Source organism: Methylobacterium sp. WL103, from assembly GCF_008039885.1.
Lineage (GTDB): Bacteria > Pseudomonadota > Alphaproteobacteria > Rhizobiales > Beijerinckiaceae > Methylobacterium > Methylobacterium cerastii.
In genome coordinates, this window is sequence record NZ_VRUX01000032.1 from 1 (window position 1) to 18,482 (window position 18,482).

Below are 18,482 nucleotides of genomic sequence, written 5' to 3' on the forward strand. Positions count from 1 at the left end.
TCGATATGCGCCACCACCTGGCGCAGGCTCACGGCGTTGGCCGGACCGCCGCCGAGATTGAACGCCCGGCCGGCGACCCGGTCGATTCCGGCCCAGGCCGCGCGGTAGGCCTCCACCGCGTCGGCGACGTGGAGGATGTCGCGGACCTGGCGTCCGTCGCCGTAGATGATGATCGGGCGCTGCTCCAGCGCGCTGATCAGGAAGTGCGCGACCCAGCCCTGGTCCTCCGTGCCCATCTGGCGCGGACCGTAGATGCAGCTCATCCGCATCACCACCGCTGGGATGCCGAAGCTGCGGGCGTAGTCGAGCACGTACTGGTCGGCGCCGCCCTTCGAGCAGCCGTAGGGCGTGTGGAAGTCGAGGCGCCGGTCCTCCCCGATACCCCAGCGCCGGACGTCCGGGTCGCTCGGCAGGTAGGCGTCGCCGGAGGGCGCGAGGTCGACGTCGTGCAGGTCGCCGTAGACCTTGTTGGTCGAGGCGAAGACCAGCGGCACCCGGCCGCCGCGTCGGCGCAGGGCCTCGAGCAGGTTGAGGGTGCCGCCGAGGTTGACCGCGAAGTCGGTCAGCGGCGCAGTCAGGCTCGTCGTCACCGCGACCTGCGCGGCGAGGTGGAAGACCGCGTCCGCGTCGGCGACGCACGCACCGAGCCGGTTCGCGTCGCGGATGTCGGCGACCACGGCGTCGATCCGGTCGGGATGGCTCGCCTGCAGCCAGGCGAGGTTCGCGGCGACCCCGGGGCGGCTGAGGGCGTCGTAGACGACGACGCGGTGCCCGGCCCGGGCGAGCCGGTCGGCGAGGTTCGCGCCGATGAAGCCGGCCCCGCCGGTGATCAGGACGGTGCGCGGCGACGGCGCCGCTTCGGGCTCCTGCGCCGTCACGCAACCAGGCCCCGGGCTTCAAGCTCGCCGCGTGCCTCGTTCACGCGGTCGATCGCCTCGCGGTCCGCGACCCAGGCGGCGAGCTCCGCCACGCCCGCCGCGAAGTCGCGCCGCGGCCGGTAGCCGAGCTCCGCCCGGATCTTGCCGATGTCGGCGATGCAGTGGCGGATGTCCCCGGTGCGCGCCTTGCCCGCGACCTCGGGTGCCAGCCCTGGCCGGCCCATGGCGCGGGCGAGGATCTGCGCCACCTCCCGCACCGAGCGGTCCTCGCCGCTGCCGACGTTGTAGACCTGGCCCGCCGCCGCCGGGTGCTCCAGCGCCAGAACGAAGGCCTCCGCGACGTCCTCCACGTGGACGAAGTCGCGGCGCTGCTCGCCGTCCTCGAAGATCATCGGCGGCTGCCCGTTGTGGAGCCGCGAGGCGAAGATCGCCAGCACGCCGGTATAGGGGTTCGAGAGGGCTTGGCCGGGCCCGTAGGCGTTCCAAAGCCGCAGGGCCACGCCCTCCATGCCGTAGACCGGGCTCAGGGTGAGGGTCAGGCGCTCCTGCACGTACTTGGTGAGGGCGTAGACCGAGGCGAGGGTCGGCGCCTTCCATTCCGGGGTCGGCACCGGCACCAGCGGTCGCCCGCCTGCATCCAGCGGGTCCCACGGGTCTCCGGGCTTGCGCGCCCGGCGCACGGCGTACTGGACGATGGTGCCGTCTGCGGCCCGATAGAGGCCCTCGCCGTATATGCTCATCGAGGAGGCGACGACGACGCGCCGCACCGGACGCTCGATCAGCGCCTGGAACAGTGCGGCCGTACCGCAATCGTTGACCGAGACGTAGCGCTCGACCGCGTACATGCTCTGCCCGACGCCGACCTCGGCGGCGAGGTGCACGACGGAGTCGATGCCCCGCAGCGCCTGGGCCACCAGCGCGCCGTCGCGCACGTCGCCGGCCACGAACTCGGCCTCCGGGCTGAGTGCGGCCGGACGCGTCTGCCCCTGGCTTCCGTGCACCTGCTCGATCAGGCTGTCGAGGACGCGGACCTGGTGTCCGCGCTTGAGCAACGCGGCCGTCAGGTGCGTGCCGATGAAGCCGGCGCCCCCCGTGATCAGAACCCGCTCGCTCAAGATGCAGACCTCGCCAAGATGCAGACCTCGCTTCGATGAGCGGACGCCCCGGTCCCACCGCGGCGAGGATCGGGCGCCTCTGCCGGACGGCGTCCGGCGGGCTCGGCGAGGAACATGGCACACGGCGCGGTTGTGCCGCTCTAACCTATGACAGGTCCGATAACGGCGCGTCCGCCCGCTTCGTCAGCCACCCGTGCGCGGGCGAGAGCCGTTGCCGATCATGTTGGGTCGACGGCATCGTACCCGGTGGCGGCGATGTCGTTTCGGCATTCATACCGGCGGAAGACTTTGAAAACGTTTTGGATTGCGGCCCAGAGGTCTGGGACGGTGCGCGCCGCCGCCGTTCGCAGGAGCGCCTTCAGGTTGGCGAAGGCTTTCTCGATTGATGGTGTGGATGGCTCCTGCTCCCGGCGTTGCGTTGGGGCATAGTCGGGATGTTGTCGCCTCAAGCTGAGGAGCCACCCATGTCCGAACTTGTTACGGTCGGTATCGACCTCGCGAAGAGCGTTTTCCAAATCCACGGTGTCGATGCGAGCGGTCGTGTTCTCGTGCGTCGCCAACTCCGTCGAAGCCAGCTACTCGCGTTTTTCGAGAAGCAGCCGCGATGTTTGGTCGGCATGGAAGCTTGCGGGGGCGCTCACGACTGGGGGCGCAGGCTTCAGGAACTGGGTCATGACGTCCGGCTGATGCCACCGTCTTACGTAAAGCCTTATGTGAAGCGCGGGAAGACGGACGCAGCCGACGCGGCCGCCATTTGTGAAGCGGTCACGCGTCCCTCCATGCGGTTTGTCGCGGTGAAGAGCGAAGCCTGCTCTGCGGTCCTGGTTCTCCACCGCACGCGGGATCTGCTGGTCCGCCAGCGCACGCAGATCGGCAACGCGATCCGCGCTCACATGACGGAGTTCGGCATCATCGCAGCCAAGGGCGCGCAGAATGTCGATCGGCTGAGGACGCAACTGCACCAACTGCCGGACGCGGCCCGATTGCCCGTCAGTCTGCTCTTCGAGCAGTTGGTCGACACCGATACGCGGATCGAGCGGTTGACGGGCGAGATCGAAGCGAAACACGCCCAATGCGAGACGAGCCAGCGTCTGGCGACGATCCCGGGCGTCGGCAAGCTCTCGGCGACGATCATCGCAGCGACGACGCCGGACGTCGGTAACTTCGACTGCGCGAGGGACTATGCCGCCTGGCTCGGCCTGACCCCCAAGCCGCATTCCACCGGCGGTAAACAGAGGATCGGGCGAATCTCGAAGATGGGCAACCGGTATATTCGGCGGCTGCTTTATCTAGGCGCCATGTCGCAGATCATGGTGAGATCCAGGTGCGGCCCGAGACAGGACTGGCTGTCCGACATGCTGGCCCGAAAGAAGACGAAAGTCGCCGCCATCGCGTTGGCACATCGCATGGCAAGAACGATCTTCGCTGTCCTCAGGGACGGTTCACGCTACCAGCCGCAGGCGACCACCGCCTGAACGGCTGAACGAACGGTCAGGGCGACGTGAGGTGATGGCGAACAAACGGAGAGGAAGAACCAGGACACCCCGATCAATCCGAAGCGTTTCGAGCGCGCTCGATTGAGTGGGACCTGTTCTCCAAGCGGACTTCATCAGGGCGCGCAGCGATCCCGCTGCAGATCAGACGCCGTATACATGGCCGCAACCGACCAGTTCACCCGAACCGATCCGACATCCTTGACCCGCAGGAGCCATCCATACACGGGTTGAAGTCCGGGCTGTAGGCCGGGAGATAGAGGAGGTGGGCACACGCCGCCTCGATGGCCTCCCTCACCCCGGTCGCCTTGTGGACGCTCTAGTCATTGCGGATGACAGGATCGCCACGCTTCAGCATCGGGATTAGCATGTCAGAAACGTAAGCCAGGAAGCGCTCGCCGCTCGTCGCACCATTGAACAGGGTGGTGGCGACGAGGCCGCTCGTGCGAAGGGCAGCGGTGACGGTGGTGGTCTAGTCGTGCCCGTACGGCATGCAGATTCGGCAGCGCTCGCCCTGTTCGTACCGATCGTAGGGCCGCACCATGGTCATCGCGGCAGCGGTCTCGTCGATGAAGACGAGGCTGTCCGGGTCGAGATCGCGCTTTCCTTTGAAAGCGCGCCATCGAACCAGATCGCTGCCCTCACCGCTACCCCCGGAACCAATCCGAACGGAAACGCCTCCAGGGGCGCAGGGTAGCTTCCCGAATCCTTCGTTCGGATCGGAACGATAGTCGATCGCCATAAAAGGCAGTCCCGCAGCCCGAAGCAATTACGGGCTGGCGGGACCGTCGTCGTCCTTACTTAGCGCTGGGAGCAGCGCCGCTTCCGGTCACACCGTTGCCACCCGTGCTTCCAGCCGGCGCTCCGGTGGTGGCAGTGGAAGCGCCACCGCTGGCGCCAGGTGCTGCCATGCGATCGGCACCCATCGCGGCTCCAGTCGCCGAACCTGTCGAGCCCTTTTCGGAATTGCTCTTCACACTGCCGGGGTTGTTCATATTGCCCTCGGTGCTTCCGCTCCCAGCAGCAGTCTGAGCCAATGCGGCACCCGAGAGCGACAGAACGAGCGAGGCTGCGATAGCGAAGGTCTTGGTGCGCATATTGCGTTTCTCCGATCCTGGTAATCGGAGTTCGAACGCGGTTGATGCTGTCCGAGTTCAACACGGATCAAAAATAAAAAGCCATTTCTTGCTGGCGTTGCATTTCTTGCTGGCATTGATTGGGTTGCGATCAACGAAAGCTTATCACCGGCACCACGCAGCCGCTCCACACCAGCGCATGGGTGCGGGCTGTATCGAGCCGGTCGTGATCGGATCTCCGTCCGTCGTCCGCCTTGCTACCTGATCCGGCGGTCGATTGGCTTGCATCAGCATGACCGCTGCGAAACCGCAGAGGGTCAACGCCGCCATCCAGAGAAGGGCTCGTGTAGCTCGCTTGGTACGCTTCGACATGCGTCCAAGGGTGTCGGCTTGCAGTTAGCAGGCACTTAATGGAACGCTACCAAAAAAGCAGGCCCGCCCCCGATCTGATCGCGGGATGACGGGTGCTTCGTTCATCTCTCCAGCGAACCGGCCCCGAGCCCGGTTCGAAAGCACGGTGCTCTTGATCTGTCACCGGCAGGTCAACGGTGTCGCGACTGGAGCCCCCTTGCTGTCTCACGGTCCGACATCGGAGTCCCGACCCGGGGCAGACCAAGCGTCGAGCGGCCTCAGTAACCCAGCGCGCTGCCATCCTTGCGGGGGTCCGAGCCGGCCGCGAGCATGCCGGCTTCATGGTCGATCCAGATCACCTGACCGCCGCCGAGCGGCAGGGGCGCGGGGAGTGCGTCGTGGCCGCGGCCTTTCAGCTCGGCGGTGAGGCCGGAGAGGCCGCCTTCGAGTTCCAGGGTACCGCCGTAGGCGAAGCTGCGCGGCGCATCGAGCGCCTCTTGCGGGTCCAGGCCGCGGTCGATCAGCCCGGTCAGCAGCTCGACGTGGCCCATCGCCTGGTAGTGCCCGCCCATCACGCCGAAGGGCGCGACCGCGCGTCCGTTCCGCATCAGCATGCCGGGGATGATGGTGTGCATCGGGCGCTTGGACGGGCCGATCGTGTTGGGGTGGCCGGCTTCCGTGCGGAACGACAGGCCGCGGTTGTGCAGCAGCACGCCGCTCGACGGCCCGAGGATGCCGGAGCCGAAGCCCTGGAAGATCGAGTTGATCAGCGAGATCGCGTTGCCGTCCCGGTCGACCACGCAGAGGTAGACCGTGTCCTTGTGCGCGCGGGCCGCGACCTCGGCGCGGATCTCGGGATAAAGCGTGGGCGCCTGCGCCCGGCCCATGTCGATCGCCCCGTGGGCGGCGGCCTGCCAGGCGTCGGAAAGCAGGTGCTCCACCGGGATCGCCTGGAGCGCCGGGTCGCCGAACAGCGCGTCGCGGTGGTGGTAGCCCTGCTTGCAGGCTTCGGCGAAGAGGTGGACCCGGTCGAGGTCCGAGAGCCCCGCCACGTCGAAGGGCTTCAGCACGTTGAGCATCATCAGCGCCGCGAGCCCCTGGCCGGCGGGCGGGCACTCGTAGACGTCGTAGCCGCGGTAGCGCGTGCTGATCGGGGTGACCACGTCCGGTGCGGCGCGCGCGAAATCCTCCAGGGTGTGGAGGCCGCCGAGTTGCCGCAGGCGACCGACGAGGTCGTCGGCCACCGGCCCCTCGTAGAAACCGCGCGCGCCCTCGCGGGCGATCCGCCGGAGCGTCGCGGCGAGTTCTTCCAATCGCACCACCGTGCCGATCGCGGGCGCGCGGCCGTCGATGAGGTAGGTGGCGGCGGCGTGGGGATCGCCTGCGACGCGGGCGACGTTGCGCGCCCAGTCCCAGCCGACCCGCGGCTGGACGGGAAAGCCCTCCTCGGCCAGCCGGATCGCCGGCTGCAGCAGCTCGCCGAGCGAACGGGTGCCGTGGTCTGCGACGAGCTTCTGCCACGCCGCCACCGCGCCGGGCACGGTCACCGCGTGCGGGGAATCCGGCTCGATCGCGACGCCGTGTTCGCGGTACCACGCGGCGTCGGCCGCCGCCGGGCTGCGGCCGGAGCCGTCGATCGCCACCGGCACCGAGGCGCCCTTGGGCAAATACAGCGCGAAGCAGTCGCCGCCGATGCCGGTCATCAGCGGGTCGACGACGCATTGCACCGCCACCGCCGCGATCGCCGCATCGACGGCGTTGCCGCCCGCGCGCAGGGTCTCGATCGCCACCAGCGTCGAAGCCGGATGCGAGGTCGCGACCGCGGCCTGCGCCGCGTAGACGGGCGAGCGGCCCGGTCCCTCGAAATTCCTCATGGGCGATCCTCAGGTAGGGTGGCGACCCAATGGCCGGGCGCGACCTCGACGAGGTCGCCGCCTTCGGCGATGGCGGAAGCCGGTGCGGCGCTCTCGGCGGCCAGGCGCGCCCGCTCGACCGCCGGCACAGGCACCGGTACGGCGCCGAGCAGGCGGCGGGTGTAAGGATGGCGCGGGTCGTCGTAGAGCGCGTCGCTCTCGGCCAGCTCGACGATGCGGCCGCGCCAGAGCACGGCGACCCGGTGGCACAGGTAGCGCACCATGCGCAGGTCGTGAGAGATGAACAGGTAGGACAGGCCGAGCTCGGCCTGTAGGTCCTGCAACAGGTTGACCACCTGGGCCTGGATCGAGACGTCGAGCGCCGCGATCGGCTCGTCGGCGACGATGAAGCTCGGTTTGAGCGCGATGGCGCGGGCGATGCAGACGCGCTGGCGCTGGCCGCCGGAGAACTGGTGCGGGAACCGCCCGGCGAAACGCGGCTCCAGTCCGACGCGCTCGAACAGCCCGGCCACCGCCTCGCGGCGCTCGGCACGGCTCATGTCCGGCCGGTGCAGCTTGAACGCTTCGGAGACGTAGTCGCCGACGCTCATCCGCGGGTTCAGAGCCGCGTAGGGATCCTGGAACACAGTCTGGATCCGGGCGCGTTTCGCGCGCATCGCCTTGGCCGAAAGCATGGCCAGGTCCGTGCCCTCAAAAGCGACGCTGCCTTCGGTCGGCGGGTTCAGCATGGTCACGGCGCGACCGATCGTGGACTTCCCCGAGCCGGATTCGCCTACGAGCCCAAGGGTCTCGCCGGGGCGGATGTCGAAGCTGACATTCTCCACCGCCCGGAACACGGACCCCTTGCCGCCCCACCACGACCGCAGCGGATAGTGCTTCGACAGGTTGCGCACCGAGATGATCGGTTCGTCCGAGGCCCGCATCACCGCGCACGCTCCGCTTCGTGGGAGAGGATTTCGGGAAGGTCGTACCAGGCGGCCACGAGATGACCCGGCGCGGCGCCCTTCGCCTGGACCAGCGGAGGCATCTCGGAGCGGCAGCGGGCGGTCGCGTAGGCGTTGCGCGGCGCGAACGGGTCGCCGGGCGGCGGGACGCGCATGTCCGGCGGAGCGCCCTCGATCTGACGCAGGCGCCCGCGCCCGGCCCGCCCCCGTGTGAGGTCGGGCAGCGAGCGCAGCAGACCGAGGGTGTAGGCGCTGCGCGGGTCGGCGAAGACGTCGTCCACCGGGCCGCGCTCGAGGATGCGCCCGGCATACATCACCTGCACCGTGTCGCTGATGCCGGCGACGACGCCCAGATCGTGGGTGATCCAGATGATCGCCATGCCGATCTCGCGCTTCAGGTCCTGGACCAGCGCGACGATCTCGGCCTGCACCGTCACGTCGAGGGCCGTCGTCGCCTCGTCGGCGATGAGGATCTTCGGCCGGCATGCGAGGCCGACGGCGATCATCACGCGCTGGCGCTGGCCACCGGAGAACTCGTGAGGGTACTGGTCGAGGCGGCCGGCCGCATTCGGGATGCGGACGAGGTCGAGGAGCTCCCGTGCCCGCGCGCGGGCGGCGCGGCGGTCGAGGCCGAGATGGATGCGCAGCGGCTCGATGATCTGCGCCGCCACGGTCATGCCGGGGTTGAGCGAGCTCATCGGGTCCTGGAACACGAACCCGATCTCGCCGCCGCGCACCCGGCGCAGGGCCTTCTCGGGAAGGCTCAGGAGGTCGCGCCCCTGGAACAGCACCTGCCCGCCGGTGATCCGGCCGGGCGGGCGCGGGATCAGCCCGAGCATCGCCAGCACGTGCACGCTCTTGCCCGAGCCGGATTCGCCGACGATTCCGAGCGTCTCGCCCTCGCGAAGCGCGTAGGACACGCCGTTGACGGCGTGGCCGGCACCGCCGTCGGTGTCGAAGGCGACCGCGAGGTCGCGGACCTCGAGGAGGGGGGCGCCGCCCATCTCCGCCGCCATCAGGTCCTGCCTCTCGGATCGAGGGCGTCGCGCAGGCCGTCGCCGAACAGGTTGAAGCCGAGCACGGCGAGGAAGATCGACAGCCCGGGCCAGATCGCCATCCACGGCGCCTGGTCGAGGAAATTCTTGGCGACGTTGAGCATCGCGCCCCAGCTCGGCTCGGGCGGCTGCTGGCCGAGCCCGAGGAACGACAGGCTCGCTTCGGCGATGATCGCCGCCGCGATGGTGAGCGTCGCCTGGACCAGGATCGCCGGCACGATGTTGGGCAGGATGTGCACCAGCGCGATCCGCCAGGGCGGGTTGCCGACCGAGCGCGCCGCCTCCACGAACTCCTCCGCCGCCACCGCCTGGACCTGCGCGCGGGTGAGCCGGACGAAGGTGGAGGTCGCCGACAGGCCGATCGCCACCATGGCGTTGGTCAGGCTCGGACCGAGGAAGGCTGCGAGCGCGATCGCCAGGATCAGGAACGGGATCGCCAGCAACGCATCGGTGAGCCGCATGATCGCCCCGTCGACCCAGCCGCCGGCATAGCCGGCGACGAGCCCCAGCGGCAGGCCGAGCGAGACGGCGAGCGCCACCGAGACGAGGCCGGCACCGAGCGAGGCCCGCGCCCCGTAGACGATGCGCGCGAGCACGTCGCGCCCGACCTCGTCGCCGCCGAACGGGTGGGAGAGCGACGGGGCGGCTCGCACCGCGCCCCAATCGGTCTCCGTCGGGTCGTAGGGCGCGATCCATGCAGCGAACACCGCCATCAGGACGAGCCCGACGACGATGACCAGCCCGACCACGGCGCTCCGCCGCGCCCGCAGCCGGCGCCAGAAGGCGCGGAGCGTACCGGGCTCGCGGGGCAGAGGCACCCGTCGTCCCTTCGCCACCGTGGGGGACGGCAGGAGCGCGGCGCCGTCGCGATCGATCCCGCTCATGCCCGCCTCAGCTTCGGGTTGACGACCGCCGCCAGCACGTCCGCGGCGAGGTTGAGGCCGACATAGGTGGCGGCGGTGCAGATCACGACGCCCTGCACGGTGGCGAAGTCGCGATTGAACACGGCGTCGACCATCAGCTTCCCGAAGCCCGGCACCGAGAAGATCTGCTCGGTCAGAACCGCGCCGGACAGCAGCTGCCCGAACTCGAGGGCGCCGAGCGTGATGATCGGGATCGCGGCGTTGGGCAGCGCATGCCGCAGCACGAGCCGCAGGGGCGAGACGCCTTTGGCGCGCGCCGTGCGGACGTAGTCGGAGCCGAGCACGCCGAGCATCGCCGCCCGGGTGTGGCGCATCATCACCGCGCTGATCGCGTTGCCGAGCACGAAGGCCGGCATCGCCATCGCCTTGAGGTTCTCCCACAAGCTCTCGGAGGGCGGCACGTAGCCGGAGGCCGGCAGCCAGCCGAGCTGCACCGAGAACAGCAGGATCATCAGGATGCCGAGCCAGAAGTTCGGGATCGACAGGCCCCAGAGCGCGACGCCGTTGGCCAGCGTGTCGGCCCAGGTGCCGCGCCGGACCGCCGAGAGGATGCCCATCGGCACGCCGATGGCGAGCGCCACCAGCATGGCGAGGCAGGCGAGCTCCAGCGTCACCGGCAGCTTCTCGGCGACGAGTTCCGAGACCGGCTTCTGCAGGCGGATCGATTCGCCGAGATCGCCGCCGAGGACGCCCGCCGCCCAGTAGCCGTAGCGAACGGGGAGCGGCCGATCGAGGTGGTACTTGTCGCGGATGAACGCGATCACCTCCGGGTCGCGCTCCTCACCGGACAAAGCGGTCGCGGTGTCGCCCGGCAGCAATTGCTGCAGGGCGAAGATGATCATCGAGGCCAGGATCAGGGTCGGGACCGCGAGCGCCAAGCGTCTTGCGAGGAACCGCAGCATCAGTTCAGCTTCAACCCCGTGAACCGGGCGAGCCCGTCCGGGTAGGCGACGAACCCGGTGAGCTTGTTCGCGTAGGCCCAGAGCAGCTTTCGGTGCAGAAGGTAGACGACCGGACGATCCGTCAAGACCCGGTCGGCCAGGCTCTTCCAGGCGGCCTGACGCTTGGCCGTGTCGACGGTGCCACGCTCGGCCTGGAGCGCCGCGTCGGCGTCGGCGTTGCAATAGCGCGTGTAGTTCAGCGGCGTCTTGCACCCGAGGAAGCTGAAGGTGTTGCCGTCCGGGTCCGGTCGGCCGCTCCAGGAATAGAGGTAGGCCTCGAAGTTGCCCTTGTCGGCCATGTCGAGCAGCGTGGTGAAGTCGGCCGCCTGGATCTTGATGTCGAAGCCGGCCTCCTTGGCCATGGCTTGGATCACCTGCCCGACCTGCGGCGCCTCGCTGTTGGCGTAGACCGAGAGCGTGATCTGCGGCTTGGGCTGGCCGGCCTCGGCGAGCAGGGCCTTCGCCTTGGCGACGTCGCGCTTCGGCACCGGGTATTCCTTGACGTAGTTCGGATGCTTGGGCGAGACCCACTGGTTGCCGGCCAGGAACTCGCCGTTGAACACCACCTGGTTCAGCGCGTTGCGGTCGATCGACAGCTCGAGCGCCTGCCGCACGCGCGGGTCGCCGAGCGGCGAGCTGGCCTTCGCGGGGTTGAGCAGCAACGATTGGAAGCCGAGCTCGTAGACCGAGCCGAGCTTCAGCTTGGCATCGCGGGTCACCTGAGGGACGTCGGTCGGGGCCAGGCGCTCCAGTATGTCGAGCTGGCCGGCGCGCAGGTTCGTCAGGCGTACCGTGGCATCGGGGATCGGGCGGAACTCGATCCGTTGGATGTGGATCTGGTCCTTGTTCCAGTAATCCGGGAAACGCTCGACCACGATCCGGTCCTGCGGCACCCGCTCGACGAACTTGAAGGGGCCGGCGCAGACCGGGGCGGTCGAGAACTTGTCGCCGAGCCGCTCGGCGGCCTTCGGCGAGACCATCATTCCGGCGCGGTCGGTGAACTGCGCCATGAGCGGGGCGAACGGCGCCTTGAGGACGATCTTGAAGGTCAGGTCGTCGACGACCTCGACGGCGTCGATCGGCGCGATCTCGCTGCGGCGCTGCGAGCCCGGCATCTTGAGATGGCGTTCGATCGAGAACTTGGCGGCCGCCGCATTCAAAGGCTCGCCGTCGTGGAATTTCACGCCCGGCCGCAGATGCATCGTGAGCGTCTTCTCGTCGGACGAGAGCTCCCACGCGGTCGCGAGCTGCGGCACCGGCTTCAGGTCCGTGCCGATGTCGACGAGCTTGTCGCAGAGCGCGGTGAAGACCATTCGGCTGGCGAAGGTGCGGGCCAGCGTCGGGTCGAGCGCATCCGGGTCCTCCATCATGCCATAACGCAGGGTCTGGGCGGAGAGCGGCGTGGACAGGAGAACACCCGCGATTAGGCAGGCAGCCGACAGACGCAACATCGAGACTTTCCGTCACGGGCGGCCCGGGGCCGGGGCGCGAATGATGTGCCGCCGCGAGATCGGGGGCAACTTGTGTTTTGAATGCAGTGCACCAACCATGCCATCTTGATGCCGGGGAACGGATTTCGCACCCCCTCCTGGGCATGGGCAATTCAGAGTGAGATCAGCGGGCATGCATCGTGAACCGGCGATGCGCGAGTGTCCGCTTCACGAGCGCGGGATAGGACTCTTTGACAGACATGCGCGCGTGGTGAGACGTACCGCGCTTCTCAGCTGCGGCATCCGTGCCGTGTGCTGTGTCAGTAGCGGGGGCGGACGGAGGGGCTTGCCCTCGCGGACCTGACCGTCGCACGGTGCAGGCATGTGCAACCTCTACAGCCTCAACAAAGGTCAGGACGCGATCCGGAAAGCCTTCGGCGTTCAGCGCGACGAGGCCGGCAACCTGCCGCCGCTGCCGGGCATCTTTCCGAACACGATGGCACCGGTCGTGCGGATGCGGGAAGGAGAACGCACGCTGGCGATGATGCGCTGGGGCATGCCGTCGCCGGAGTTCGCACTGAAGGGCAAGAAGGTCGATGCAGGCGTCACCAATGTCCGCAACACCCGGTCGCCGCACTGGCGGCGATGGTTGAAACCTCATCATCGCTGCCTCGTGCCCCTGACCTCCTTCAGCGAGTTCAACGTGAAAGCCGGCGGCGATATCTGGTTCGCGCTTGGAGAGCACCGCCCGCTGGCGTGTTTCGCGGGCATCCTGCTCGACGGGTGGAAATCCGTCCGCAAGGTCAAGGACGGCGAAACCGTGGACGACCTGTATGCCTTCCTGACGACGGAGCCGAACGCCGAGGTCGGCGAGATCCATCCGAAGGCGATGCCGGCGATCCTCACCACTGCCGACGAACACGAGACGTGGTTGTCGGCGGAATGGCCGGAAGCCGCCAAACTGCAACGGCCTTTGCGCGACGGCGCTCTCAAGGTCGTTGCGCGAGGCGCGAAGCGGGACGGAGCTTGAAGGCGCGGTCCCTACTGGAACCGCATTATCACAGTACCATCGCTAGGATCGAAGACCTCGACCCGCGGCCCGCGCGCATTGACAGGTGCCACTACATCGGTGACGTGCGAAGGCGGCACGCCGAAGTCGGCGTCTGGCGCGACGGGAGTGGCAAGTCCCTCACGGAGCAGCCAACGTTGGACAATCTGACCGCCGAACTGCGCACGATGCAGGTGGTGTGATTGCACAACGTGGCACGATGACCTGATCAGGTGACTGACGCCAAGTCTCGCAGTCCACGTACTGAGCCGGGGGAGGAATGGCAGACCGCAATCAGAGGTTTGATGATCAGCGAGCATGATGCGGTGCCGCACGATCAGGAGACCATCATGCTCAAGACCATCGGCCTTGCTTCGATCTTCGTCGTCGGGTCCGCTCTCGGCCTGGCCGGAACCGCGTCTGCCGTGCGTCTGACGTCAGCGCTTACTGTGGGAGGATCTGCCGCTTCAAACGTTGAAGCCGTCCGCATGCATCACCGTATGCACCGTATGAAGCACATGCGCCGCGGCAATCCCTCCGCCCGTGGGTGGAAGAGGAACTTCTGATTCCCTCGATCGTATCGCGCAGGTCGTTTTTGATCCAGCAGCGGCCCTTGCGTACCGGTTAGGTCCGCGAGGGCAAGCTTGCGCGCCCGTCGCCACCCTCGACGCCGATCGCGGCGCGGCAAGTCTGACCGAACGGGTTGGGCTCGCGCGATCCGACTGGCTTCTGGTAGCGGTACGCCTGCGTCAGCCGCGGGTACACGTCGGAGAGGCCGGCAAGCTCGCCGAACCGCTGTCGGGACCGCGCTAGGTTGTAGGTTCCGCGCCGCTTGCACGGCGGGCACTCTACGACGAGGCGGCGCCCGCGCAGGTCGCACAGGCGCTCCATCAGACCGCCACCGCGATCGGCAGCTCGCTGACCTGCGTCGTGTAGCGCGGCGTCCGCATCTCGAACTTCGTGCTCCACGTCCGCTTCTCCACGAGGCCGGCGCGGGCTGGGACGACGCTGCCGCGGCCGAAGCGGGCGTTGCAGGCGTCGACCGCTGCCATCAGCAGGCCGGAGCGCTCGCGGTCGAGCTGGCCGATCAGAGCGCGCGGGCTGGCGTCGAGCAGCATCAGGTCGGTGGTGACGATCCCGGGCTTGCCGAGCCGCCACGGTCGGGCGCCGGACTCCCGCCTGGCGCGATCCTCGATCGGAATCGAGAACGAGCGGGTCACCGCGCAGCCCTTACGCTGGGCCGGGAGCGCGCCGAGCGGCAGGCAGGACAGGCCACGCAGCTCGTGGATGTTGGGCTCGCCCACCACCGTCAGCGCCTCGCGCACTGGACGCGGGTCGAGGTCGGCGAAACCTGCCATGCTTTCGACACCCATGGCTCGAACTTGGCGAGCGACGCCTGGCCGATACCGTGGACCTCGCCGGCCGGTCGGCCATGTTTCTTGTTGTTTCCAAGGAGATCGGCGTTGATATGTGCTGGGCTCAGCACACCGTTCGAAGCCGCAGCGATGCTTGACCGCCCCCGCCGAGATTTTGCCGCCGCCATCGCGCCGGCACCGCCCGCCGTGCCGATGCAGGCGGGGCCCGCGGTCACCGGGATCGCGCGTCCGGGTGGGGAGATCGCGAACCTGCAAATTTTGCGGGCGTTCGCGGCTTGCCTCGTCCTCGTGCACCACGTCGCGGTGTACGGGCAGGCCCTGCGCGGGGCCGGGCGGCCGTTCGCGGCCCTGGACCACCTGATGGGCGTCTGGGGCGTGGCGATCTTCTTCGCCCTGTCCGGGTTCCTGATGGCCCGGCTCGTCACCCGCGACGCGCCGCTCGTGTTCCTGGCGCATCGGGTCGGGCGCATCTTCCCGACCTATCTCGCGGTCGTGTCCCTGTTCGCCGGCGTCTTCGCGGCTTTTGGCCTACCCTTCGGCGGCGTGTCGGTGCTGGCCCTGTCGCTTGCGCCGGGCGGCGTGCGCGGCTCGCCGCTCAACGTGGAGTGGACGCTCGCCCTGGAACTGTCCTTCTACGTCGGATTGTTCCTGCTCGCCGCGGCGGGGTGGGCGCGCCGCCTCGTTCCCGTCGCCGCCTGCTGGCTGGTCCTTCTGGCCGTCGCCTTCCCGCTGCTGCCCCCCGACAGCCGCAGCCTGATGCCGCCGCCGCTCTACCTCGTGCCGGTCACGGCGGCCTGCGCGCCCTTCGCGGGGGGCCTGCTGCTGCCGCGCCTGATCGCGGCGGGGTGGGTGCGTCCGGCGACCGCGCTGCTGGCCCTGCCCTTGGTGGTGCTTTGCGCCTTCGTCGACACCGCCGCCGCGCGCTGGATCGGCGGCGTCGCCGCAATCCTGATCGTGGGCGCCGCCGTCACCGCGCCCGCCCTCCCCCGGGATCGCCCGGCGGCGCGGGCGGTGATCGCGCTGGGGGATTGGAGCTACGTGCTTTACCTCGCGCATCCGCCGGTGCTGATGCTGGCGAGCTGGGCCTGCCCAACGGACTGGCCGGGCGCGGCTTACGCCGGCATCGCCGTCGCGGGCGCCCTGCTGGTCGCCGCCCTACTCGGCCCCCTCGACGTCGCGGTCTACCGGCGCCTCCGCCGGCGGATCGATGCCCTGACGCCGGCCGCGCTGAAGCGGGCGGTGGCCACCTTCCTCGTCGTCTTCCTCGGCTGCGCCCTCTGGGGCAGCGTGGAGACGGCGCGCGACGCCCTCGCCGAGAGCCGCGCGCGCACCGCGATCGGCGTTCTACCCGCCGGCGCCTGGACCGCGCCGAGGCAGGCCGAGCTGGCGATCACCGAGCGCGGTCTCGCCTTGCCCTCCGCCCTGCGCGGGGCCGTCGAGTCGGTCGAGCGCCTGTCGCAGACGGAGTTCCTGATCACGGCTTACGCCTTCGATCCGGGCCGCCCGAGCCGCGGCCTGCAACTGGCCCTGTTCTGCGGAGGACGCCTCGTCGCCCTGGACAAGCCGCGGCGCCTCCGCCGGGACCTTGCCGCGCAGCCGGGCTTCGAGGGGATGGGCACGCGGCGCATCGGGTTCCGCACCCGCATTCCCGCCGAGGCCTGCGGCCCGGAGACGATCGTCGCCGCCCTCGTCGACGAGGGCGGCCTGATGGCGGTGCTGCCGGTCCCGCAACCCGCGCGATGACGCGAGAGTGAGCCGCCGCGGGCGTCAGATGCTGATCCGCTCGCGCCGCCCTCTCCCTGCGGCGGCCTGGCGAGGGCGCCCGCTGGTTCGGCGATTGCATCGGTGTCGTCCCACAAGGCGTCGGCAGGCGGAGCGCGCGACGCGCGGACCGAACTCGTCGCTAGGACCCGGCGAACCCAACCCAGGAGCGCGCATGCCGACGCATCACGAGATTCCGGCCGTCCCCGACACGATGGTGCTCGGATACTTCGACGCCGCGCTGCCGCCGGTGCTGGAGATCGAGTCGGGCGACACGGTCACGCTGCATTCCTTTCCCGCAGGTGCGCGGGCGACGCTGCATACCGACCCCGCGCGGGTCTCGGCCGAGCACTTGGCGGTGCTCGATCAATGCGTCCCCGGCCCCGGCCCGCACTTCGTCACCGGCCCGGTCCACGTCCGCGGCGCCGAGCCCGGCGACGTGCTGCAGGTGGAGATCCTTGACCTGGCGTTCCGTCAGGATTGGGGCTCCGTCTCGATCCTGCCGCTGCTGGGGACGCTGCCCGACGAGTTCACCGAGTACGAGACCATCCACCCGGACATCGACGTGGCGCGCGGCGTCTGCGTGCTGCCGTGGGGCACCGAGCTGCCGCTCGATCCGTTCTTCGGCATCCTCGGCACGGCGCCGCCCGCCGCCTGGGGCCGCGTCGGCACGGCGGTGCCGCGCGGCTTCGGCGGCAACATGGACAACAAGGAGCTGAAGGTCGGCGCGACCCTCTACCTGCCGGTCTACAACGCCGGCGCCGGGTTCTACGCCGGGGACGGCCACGGCGTGCAGGGCGACGGCGAGGTCTGCATCACGGCGCTGGAGACCGGGCTCACCGGCACCTTCCGCCTTACCGTGCGCAAGGACCTCGGCTACGAATGGCCGTTCGCCGAGACGCCCACCGACCTGATGTCGATCGGCCTGCACGAAAGCCTCGACGAGGCGATGCGGCAGGCGGTGCGCGAGATGGTGCGCCACGTCTGCGCCCGCACCGGGCTCACCCGCAACCAAGCCTACATGCTGTGCTCGCTCACCGGAAACCTGCGCATCACGCAGACGGTCGACGGCAACAAGGGCGTGCACATGCTGATGCCCAAGACCGCGCTGTGAGTGCGGTCGGCTTCATGGTGGCGAAGACCGCGCTGTCAGCGAGGTCGAATTCGCGCGTGGGCCGAGAGCGGGGCGTGCTCAATGTCCGGCAGCGAGACCGCCCCCGAGGCGCAGGCGCATCAGGTCGAGGAAGGCTTCCAGCACGTTGGCGTAGTCGTCGGTCCACGGCCGGCGAGTCAGGTCGGGCGCGACCCGCGTCCAGCCGAGGCGCTCGGCCTCGCGCGTAATCGCCGGATCGCGGGTCGCGATCACCACCATCGCGCGCATGCGGTAGCGGCGCTCGATCGGCTCGTCGATTGCGTCGATGCGCTGAAGCAGCGTCAGGCCCCGCTCCGCCGCGGCTCGGGCCAGCGCCGGCCGCAGGTCGAAATGCTGGTTCGAGACGTGGAGCGCCAGCACGCCCTGCGCGTCGAGGCGGTCGCGGTAGAGGGCCAGCGCTTCGCCCGTCAGCAGGTGCATCGGGATCGCGTCGGAGGAGAACGCGTCGACGATGAGGACGCGCGTCGGCTCCGTTGCGCGGGCGAGCGTCAGGCGGGCGTCGCCCTGAACGATGCGGGCCGTGGGCGCGCAGGCTGAGAGGAAGCGGAACCGGGTCGGGTCACTGGCGATCCGGACGACCTCCGGATCGATCTCGTAGAAGGTCCAGGCTTCGCCCGGGCGTGCCTGGCAGGCGAGGCTGCCCGCGCCGAGCCCGACCACCGACACGCGCGGCAGCGGCCCGTAGGCGTTGCGGGCGACTTCGAGCACGTCTGCGATCGCATGGCCGGTAGCGTAGTAGGTCGTCGGCTCCGGGCGCCCGAGGGCCGGGCGCCCGTCGTCCTCGCGGATGCGCATTGCCCCGTGCAGGGTCGTCCCGTGCGCGAGGAGGCGGAAGCGCCCCTGCGGGTCGGTCTCGATGCGGTGGACGCCGAAGAAGCTCCGCCGGTTCTCCACGTCCTGTGCCGACAGGAGCGGCATCGCCAGCACCAGCGCACAGAACAGGGCGGCACGGCCGAACGCCGCCCGCGGCGCGCGCCAGCTCAGCAGCAGGATCGTCATCATGATCGCGGCGGCCACGGAAGGCGCCGCCTCGGGCGCGAACCGCGCGAGGAGGGCGAGGCCGG

At 69.3% G+C, this 18,482-nt stretch carries 17 protein-coding genes and 2 pseudogenes; 5 read left to right on the forward strand and 14 right to left on the reverse strand.

The annotated features are described in order from the left end of the window. From FV222_RS04155 to FV222_RS30965, 3 genes and pseudogenes are all read right to left on the reverse strand, one after another. Window positions 1-878: SDR family NAD(P)-dependent oxidoreductase (locus FV222_RS04155; protein ID WP_147813108.1), on the reverse strand; the 878-nt coding region annotated here is incomplete at its 3' end. Beyond that, on the reverse strand, window positions 875-1,993 hold the full coding sequence (locus FV222_RS04160; protein WP_147813110.1) for an NAD-dependent epimerase/dehydratase family protein: 1,119 nt from the start codon (window positions 1,991-1,993) through the stop codon (window positions 875-877). The genes FV222_RS04155 and FV222_RS04160, both read right to left, overlap by 4 nt. A gap of 218 nt (window positions 1,994-2,211) precedes the next feature. Then, window positions 2,212-2,376, reverse strand: a pseudogene (locus FV222_RS30965) (IS630 family transposase); the annotation flags it as partial. A gap of 81 nt (window positions 2,377-2,457) precedes the next feature. On the opposite strand from FV222_RS30965, the gene FV222_RS04165 reads away from it, so the two are divergent. After that, window positions 2,458-3,468, forward strand: a complete 1,011-nt coding sequence (locus FV222_RS04165; RefSeq protein ID WP_147765406.1) for an IS110 family transposase — start codon at window positions 2,458-2,460, stop codon at window positions 3,466-3,468. A gap of 244 nt (window positions 3,469-3,712) precedes the next feature. On the opposite strand, the pseudogene FV222_RS30970 reads toward FV222_RS04165, so the two are convergent. The 8 genes and pseudogenes from FV222_RS30970 to FV222_RS04210 form a co-directional block, all read right to left on the reverse strand. Continuing rightward, window positions 3,713-4,090, reverse strand: a pseudogene (locus FV222_RS30970) (transposase); the annotation flags it as partial. Between the two features lie 193 nt (window positions 4,091-4,283). Beyond that, on the reverse strand, window positions 4,284-4,583 hold the full coding sequence (locus FV222_RS30975; RefSeq protein ID WP_147813116.1) for a hypothetical protein: 300 nt from the start codon (window positions 4,581-4,583) through the stop codon (window positions 4,284-4,286). A gap of 608 nt (window positions 4,584-5,191) precedes the next feature. Beyond that, window positions 5,192-6,787, reverse strand: a complete 1,596-nt coding sequence (locus FV222_RS04185) for a gamma-glutamyltransferase family protein (RefSeq protein ID WP_147764304.1) — start codon at window positions 6,785-6,787, stop codon at window positions 5,192-5,194. After that, entirely contained in the window at window positions 6,784-7,710 is a 927-nt protein-coding gene (locus FV222_RS04190; RefSeq protein WP_147764305.1) for an ATP-binding cassette domain-containing protein, read from the reverse strand. Before FV222_RS04190 ends, FV222_RS04185 begins: the two co-directional genes overlap by 4 nt. Continuing rightward, on the reverse strand, window positions 7,710-8,747 hold the full coding sequence (locus FV222_RS04195; RefSeq protein ID WP_246685323.1) for an ABC transporter ATP-binding protein: 1,038 nt from the start codon (window positions 8,745-8,747) through the stop codon (window positions 7,710-7,712). The genes FV222_RS04190 and FV222_RS04195 overlap by 1 nt, the downstream gene beginning before the upstream one ends. Further along, a complete protein-coding gene (locus tag FV222_RS04200) occupies window positions 8,747-9,670 on the reverse strand; it encodes an ABC transporter permease (RefSeq protein WP_147764306.1) in 924 nt (307 codons plus the stop codon). Before FV222_RS04200 ends, FV222_RS04195 begins: the two co-directional genes overlap by 1 nt. Then, complete coding sequence (locus FV222_RS04205) at window positions 9,667-10,611, reverse strand: ABC transporter permease (protein WP_147764307.1); 945 nt, start codon at window positions 10,609-10,611, stop codon at window positions 9,667-9,669. The genes FV222_RS04200 and FV222_RS04205 overlap by 4 nt, the downstream gene beginning before the upstream one ends. Then, window positions 10,611-12,101, reverse strand: a complete 1,491-nt coding sequence (locus tag FV222_RS04210; RefSeq protein ID WP_147764308.1) for an ABC transporter substrate-binding protein — start codon at window positions 12,099-12,101, stop codon at window positions 10,611-10,613. The genes FV222_RS04205 and FV222_RS04210 overlap by 1 nt, the downstream gene beginning before the upstream one ends. Window positions 12,102-12,462: 361 nt before the next feature. Here FV222_RS04210 and FV222_RS04215 point away from each other — a divergent pair, with 361 nt between their 5' ends. Then, window positions 12,463-13,110, forward strand: coding sequence for an SOS response-associated peptidase family protein (locus tag FV222_RS04215; protein WP_147764309.1), 648 nt, complete (start codon window positions 12,463-12,465; stop codon window positions 13,108-13,110). A gap of 251 nt (window positions 13,111-13,361) precedes the next feature. Beyond that, complete coding sequence (locus FV222_RS04220; protein WP_187277214.1) at window positions 13,362-13,694, forward strand: hypothetical protein; 333 nt, start codon at window positions 13,362-13,364, stop codon at window positions 13,692-13,694. A 58-nt stretch (window positions 13,695-13,752) separates the two neighbouring features. On the opposite strand, the gene FV222_RS04225 is transcribed toward FV222_RS04220, so the two are convergent. Together FV222_RS04225 and FV222_RS04230 are read right to left on the reverse strand one after the other, a co-directional pair. Continuing rightward, window positions 13,753-14,019: a hypothetical protein gene (locus FV222_RS04225; RefSeq protein WP_147764311.1), complete on the reverse strand. Its 267-nt coding sequence runs from the start codon at window positions 14,017-14,019 to the stop codon at window positions 13,753-13,755. Further along, window positions 14,019-14,486: a DUF4113 domain-containing protein gene (locus tag FV222_RS04230; protein ID WP_348644123.1), complete on the reverse strand. Its 468-nt coding sequence runs from the start codon at window positions 14,484-14,486 to the stop codon at window positions 14,019-14,021. Before FV222_RS04230 ends, FV222_RS04225 begins: the two co-directional genes overlap by 1 nt. A gap of 147 nt (window positions 14,487-14,633) precedes the next feature. Between FV222_RS04230 and FV222_RS04235 the strand changes: the two genes are divergently transcribed. Both FV222_RS04235 and FV222_RS04240 read left to right on the forward strand, forming a co-directional pair. After that, a complete protein-coding gene (locus FV222_RS04235) occupies window positions 14,634-16,247 on the forward strand; it encodes an acyltransferase (RefSeq protein WP_147764313.1) in 1,614 nt (537 codons plus the stop codon). Between the two features lie 193 nt (window positions 16,248-16,440). Continuing rightward, window positions 16,441-17,379 (forward strand): acetamidase/formamidase family protein, encoded by a 939-nt coding sequence (locus tag FV222_RS04240; protein WP_147813118.1) that lies wholly within the window; start codon window positions 16,441-16,443, stop codon window positions 17,377-17,379. Window positions 17,380-17,457: 78 nt separating this feature from the next. Here FV222_RS04240 and FV222_RS04245 read toward each other — a convergent pair. Then, the coding region (locus tag FV222_RS04245; protein WP_210248448.1) for a fused MFS/spermidine synthase at window positions 17,458-18,482 on the reverse strand (1,025 nt) is incomplete at its 5' end.

What these genes read in the sequence shown, in the direction of transcription:
- FV222_RS30975 (WP_147813116.1), bottom strand. Translation starts at nt 4,583, where the DNA reads ATGCGCACCAAGACCTTCGCTATCGCAGCCTCGCTCGTTCTGTCGCTC.
- FV222_RS04190 (WP_147764305.1), bottom strand. Translation starts at nt 7,710, where the DNA reads ATGCGGGCCTCGGACGAACCGATCATCTCGGTGCGCAACCTGTCGAAG.
- FV222_RS04230 (WP_348644123.1), bottom strand. Translation starts at nt 14,486, where the DNA reads ATGGCAGGTTTCGCCGACCTCGACCCGCGTCCAGTGCGCGAGGCGCTG.
- FV222_RS04235 (WP_147764313.1), top strand. Translation starts at nt 14,634, where the DNA reads ATGCTTGACCGCCCCCGCCGAGATTTTGCCGCCGCCATCGCGCCGGCA.
- FV222_RS04185 (WP_147764304.1), bottom strand. Translation starts at nt 6,787, where the DNA reads ATGAGGAATTTCGAGGGACCGGGCCGCTCGCCCGTCTACGCGGCGCAG.
- FV222_RS04215 (WP_147764309.1), top strand. Translation starts at nt 12,463, where the DNA reads ATGTGCAACCTCTACAGCCTCAACAAAGGTCAGGACGCGATCCGGAAA.
- FV222_RS04165 (WP_147765406.1), top strand. Translation starts at nt 2,458, where the DNA reads ATGTCCGAACTTGTTACGGTCGGTATCGACCTCGCGAAGAGCGTTTTC.
- FV222_RS04205 (WP_147764307.1), bottom strand. Translation starts at nt 10,611, where the DNA reads ATGCTGCGGTTCCTCGCAAGACGCTTGGCGCTCGCGGTCCCGACCCTG.
- FV222_RS04240 (WP_147813118.1), top strand. Translation starts at nt 16,441, where the DNA reads ATGCCGACGCATCACGAGATTCCGGCCGTCCCCGACACGATGGTGCTC.
- FV222_RS04210 (WP_147764308.1), bottom strand. Translation starts at nt 12,101, where the DNA reads ATGTTGCGTCTGTCGGCTGCCTGCCTAATCGCGGGTGTTCTCCTGTCC.
- FV222_RS04225 (WP_147764311.1), bottom strand. Translation starts at nt 14,019, where the DNA reads ATGGAGCGCCTGTGCGACCTGCGCGGGCGCCGCCTCGTCGTAGAGTGC.
- FV222_RS04195 (WP_246685323.1), bottom strand. Translation starts at nt 8,747, where the DNA reads ATGGCGGCGGAGATGGGCGGCGCCCCCCTCCTCGAGGTCCGCGACCTC.
- FV222_RS04200 (WP_147764306.1), bottom strand. Translation starts at nt 9,670, where the DNA reads ATGAGCGGGATCGATCGCGACGGCGCCGCGCTCCTGCCGTCCCCCACG.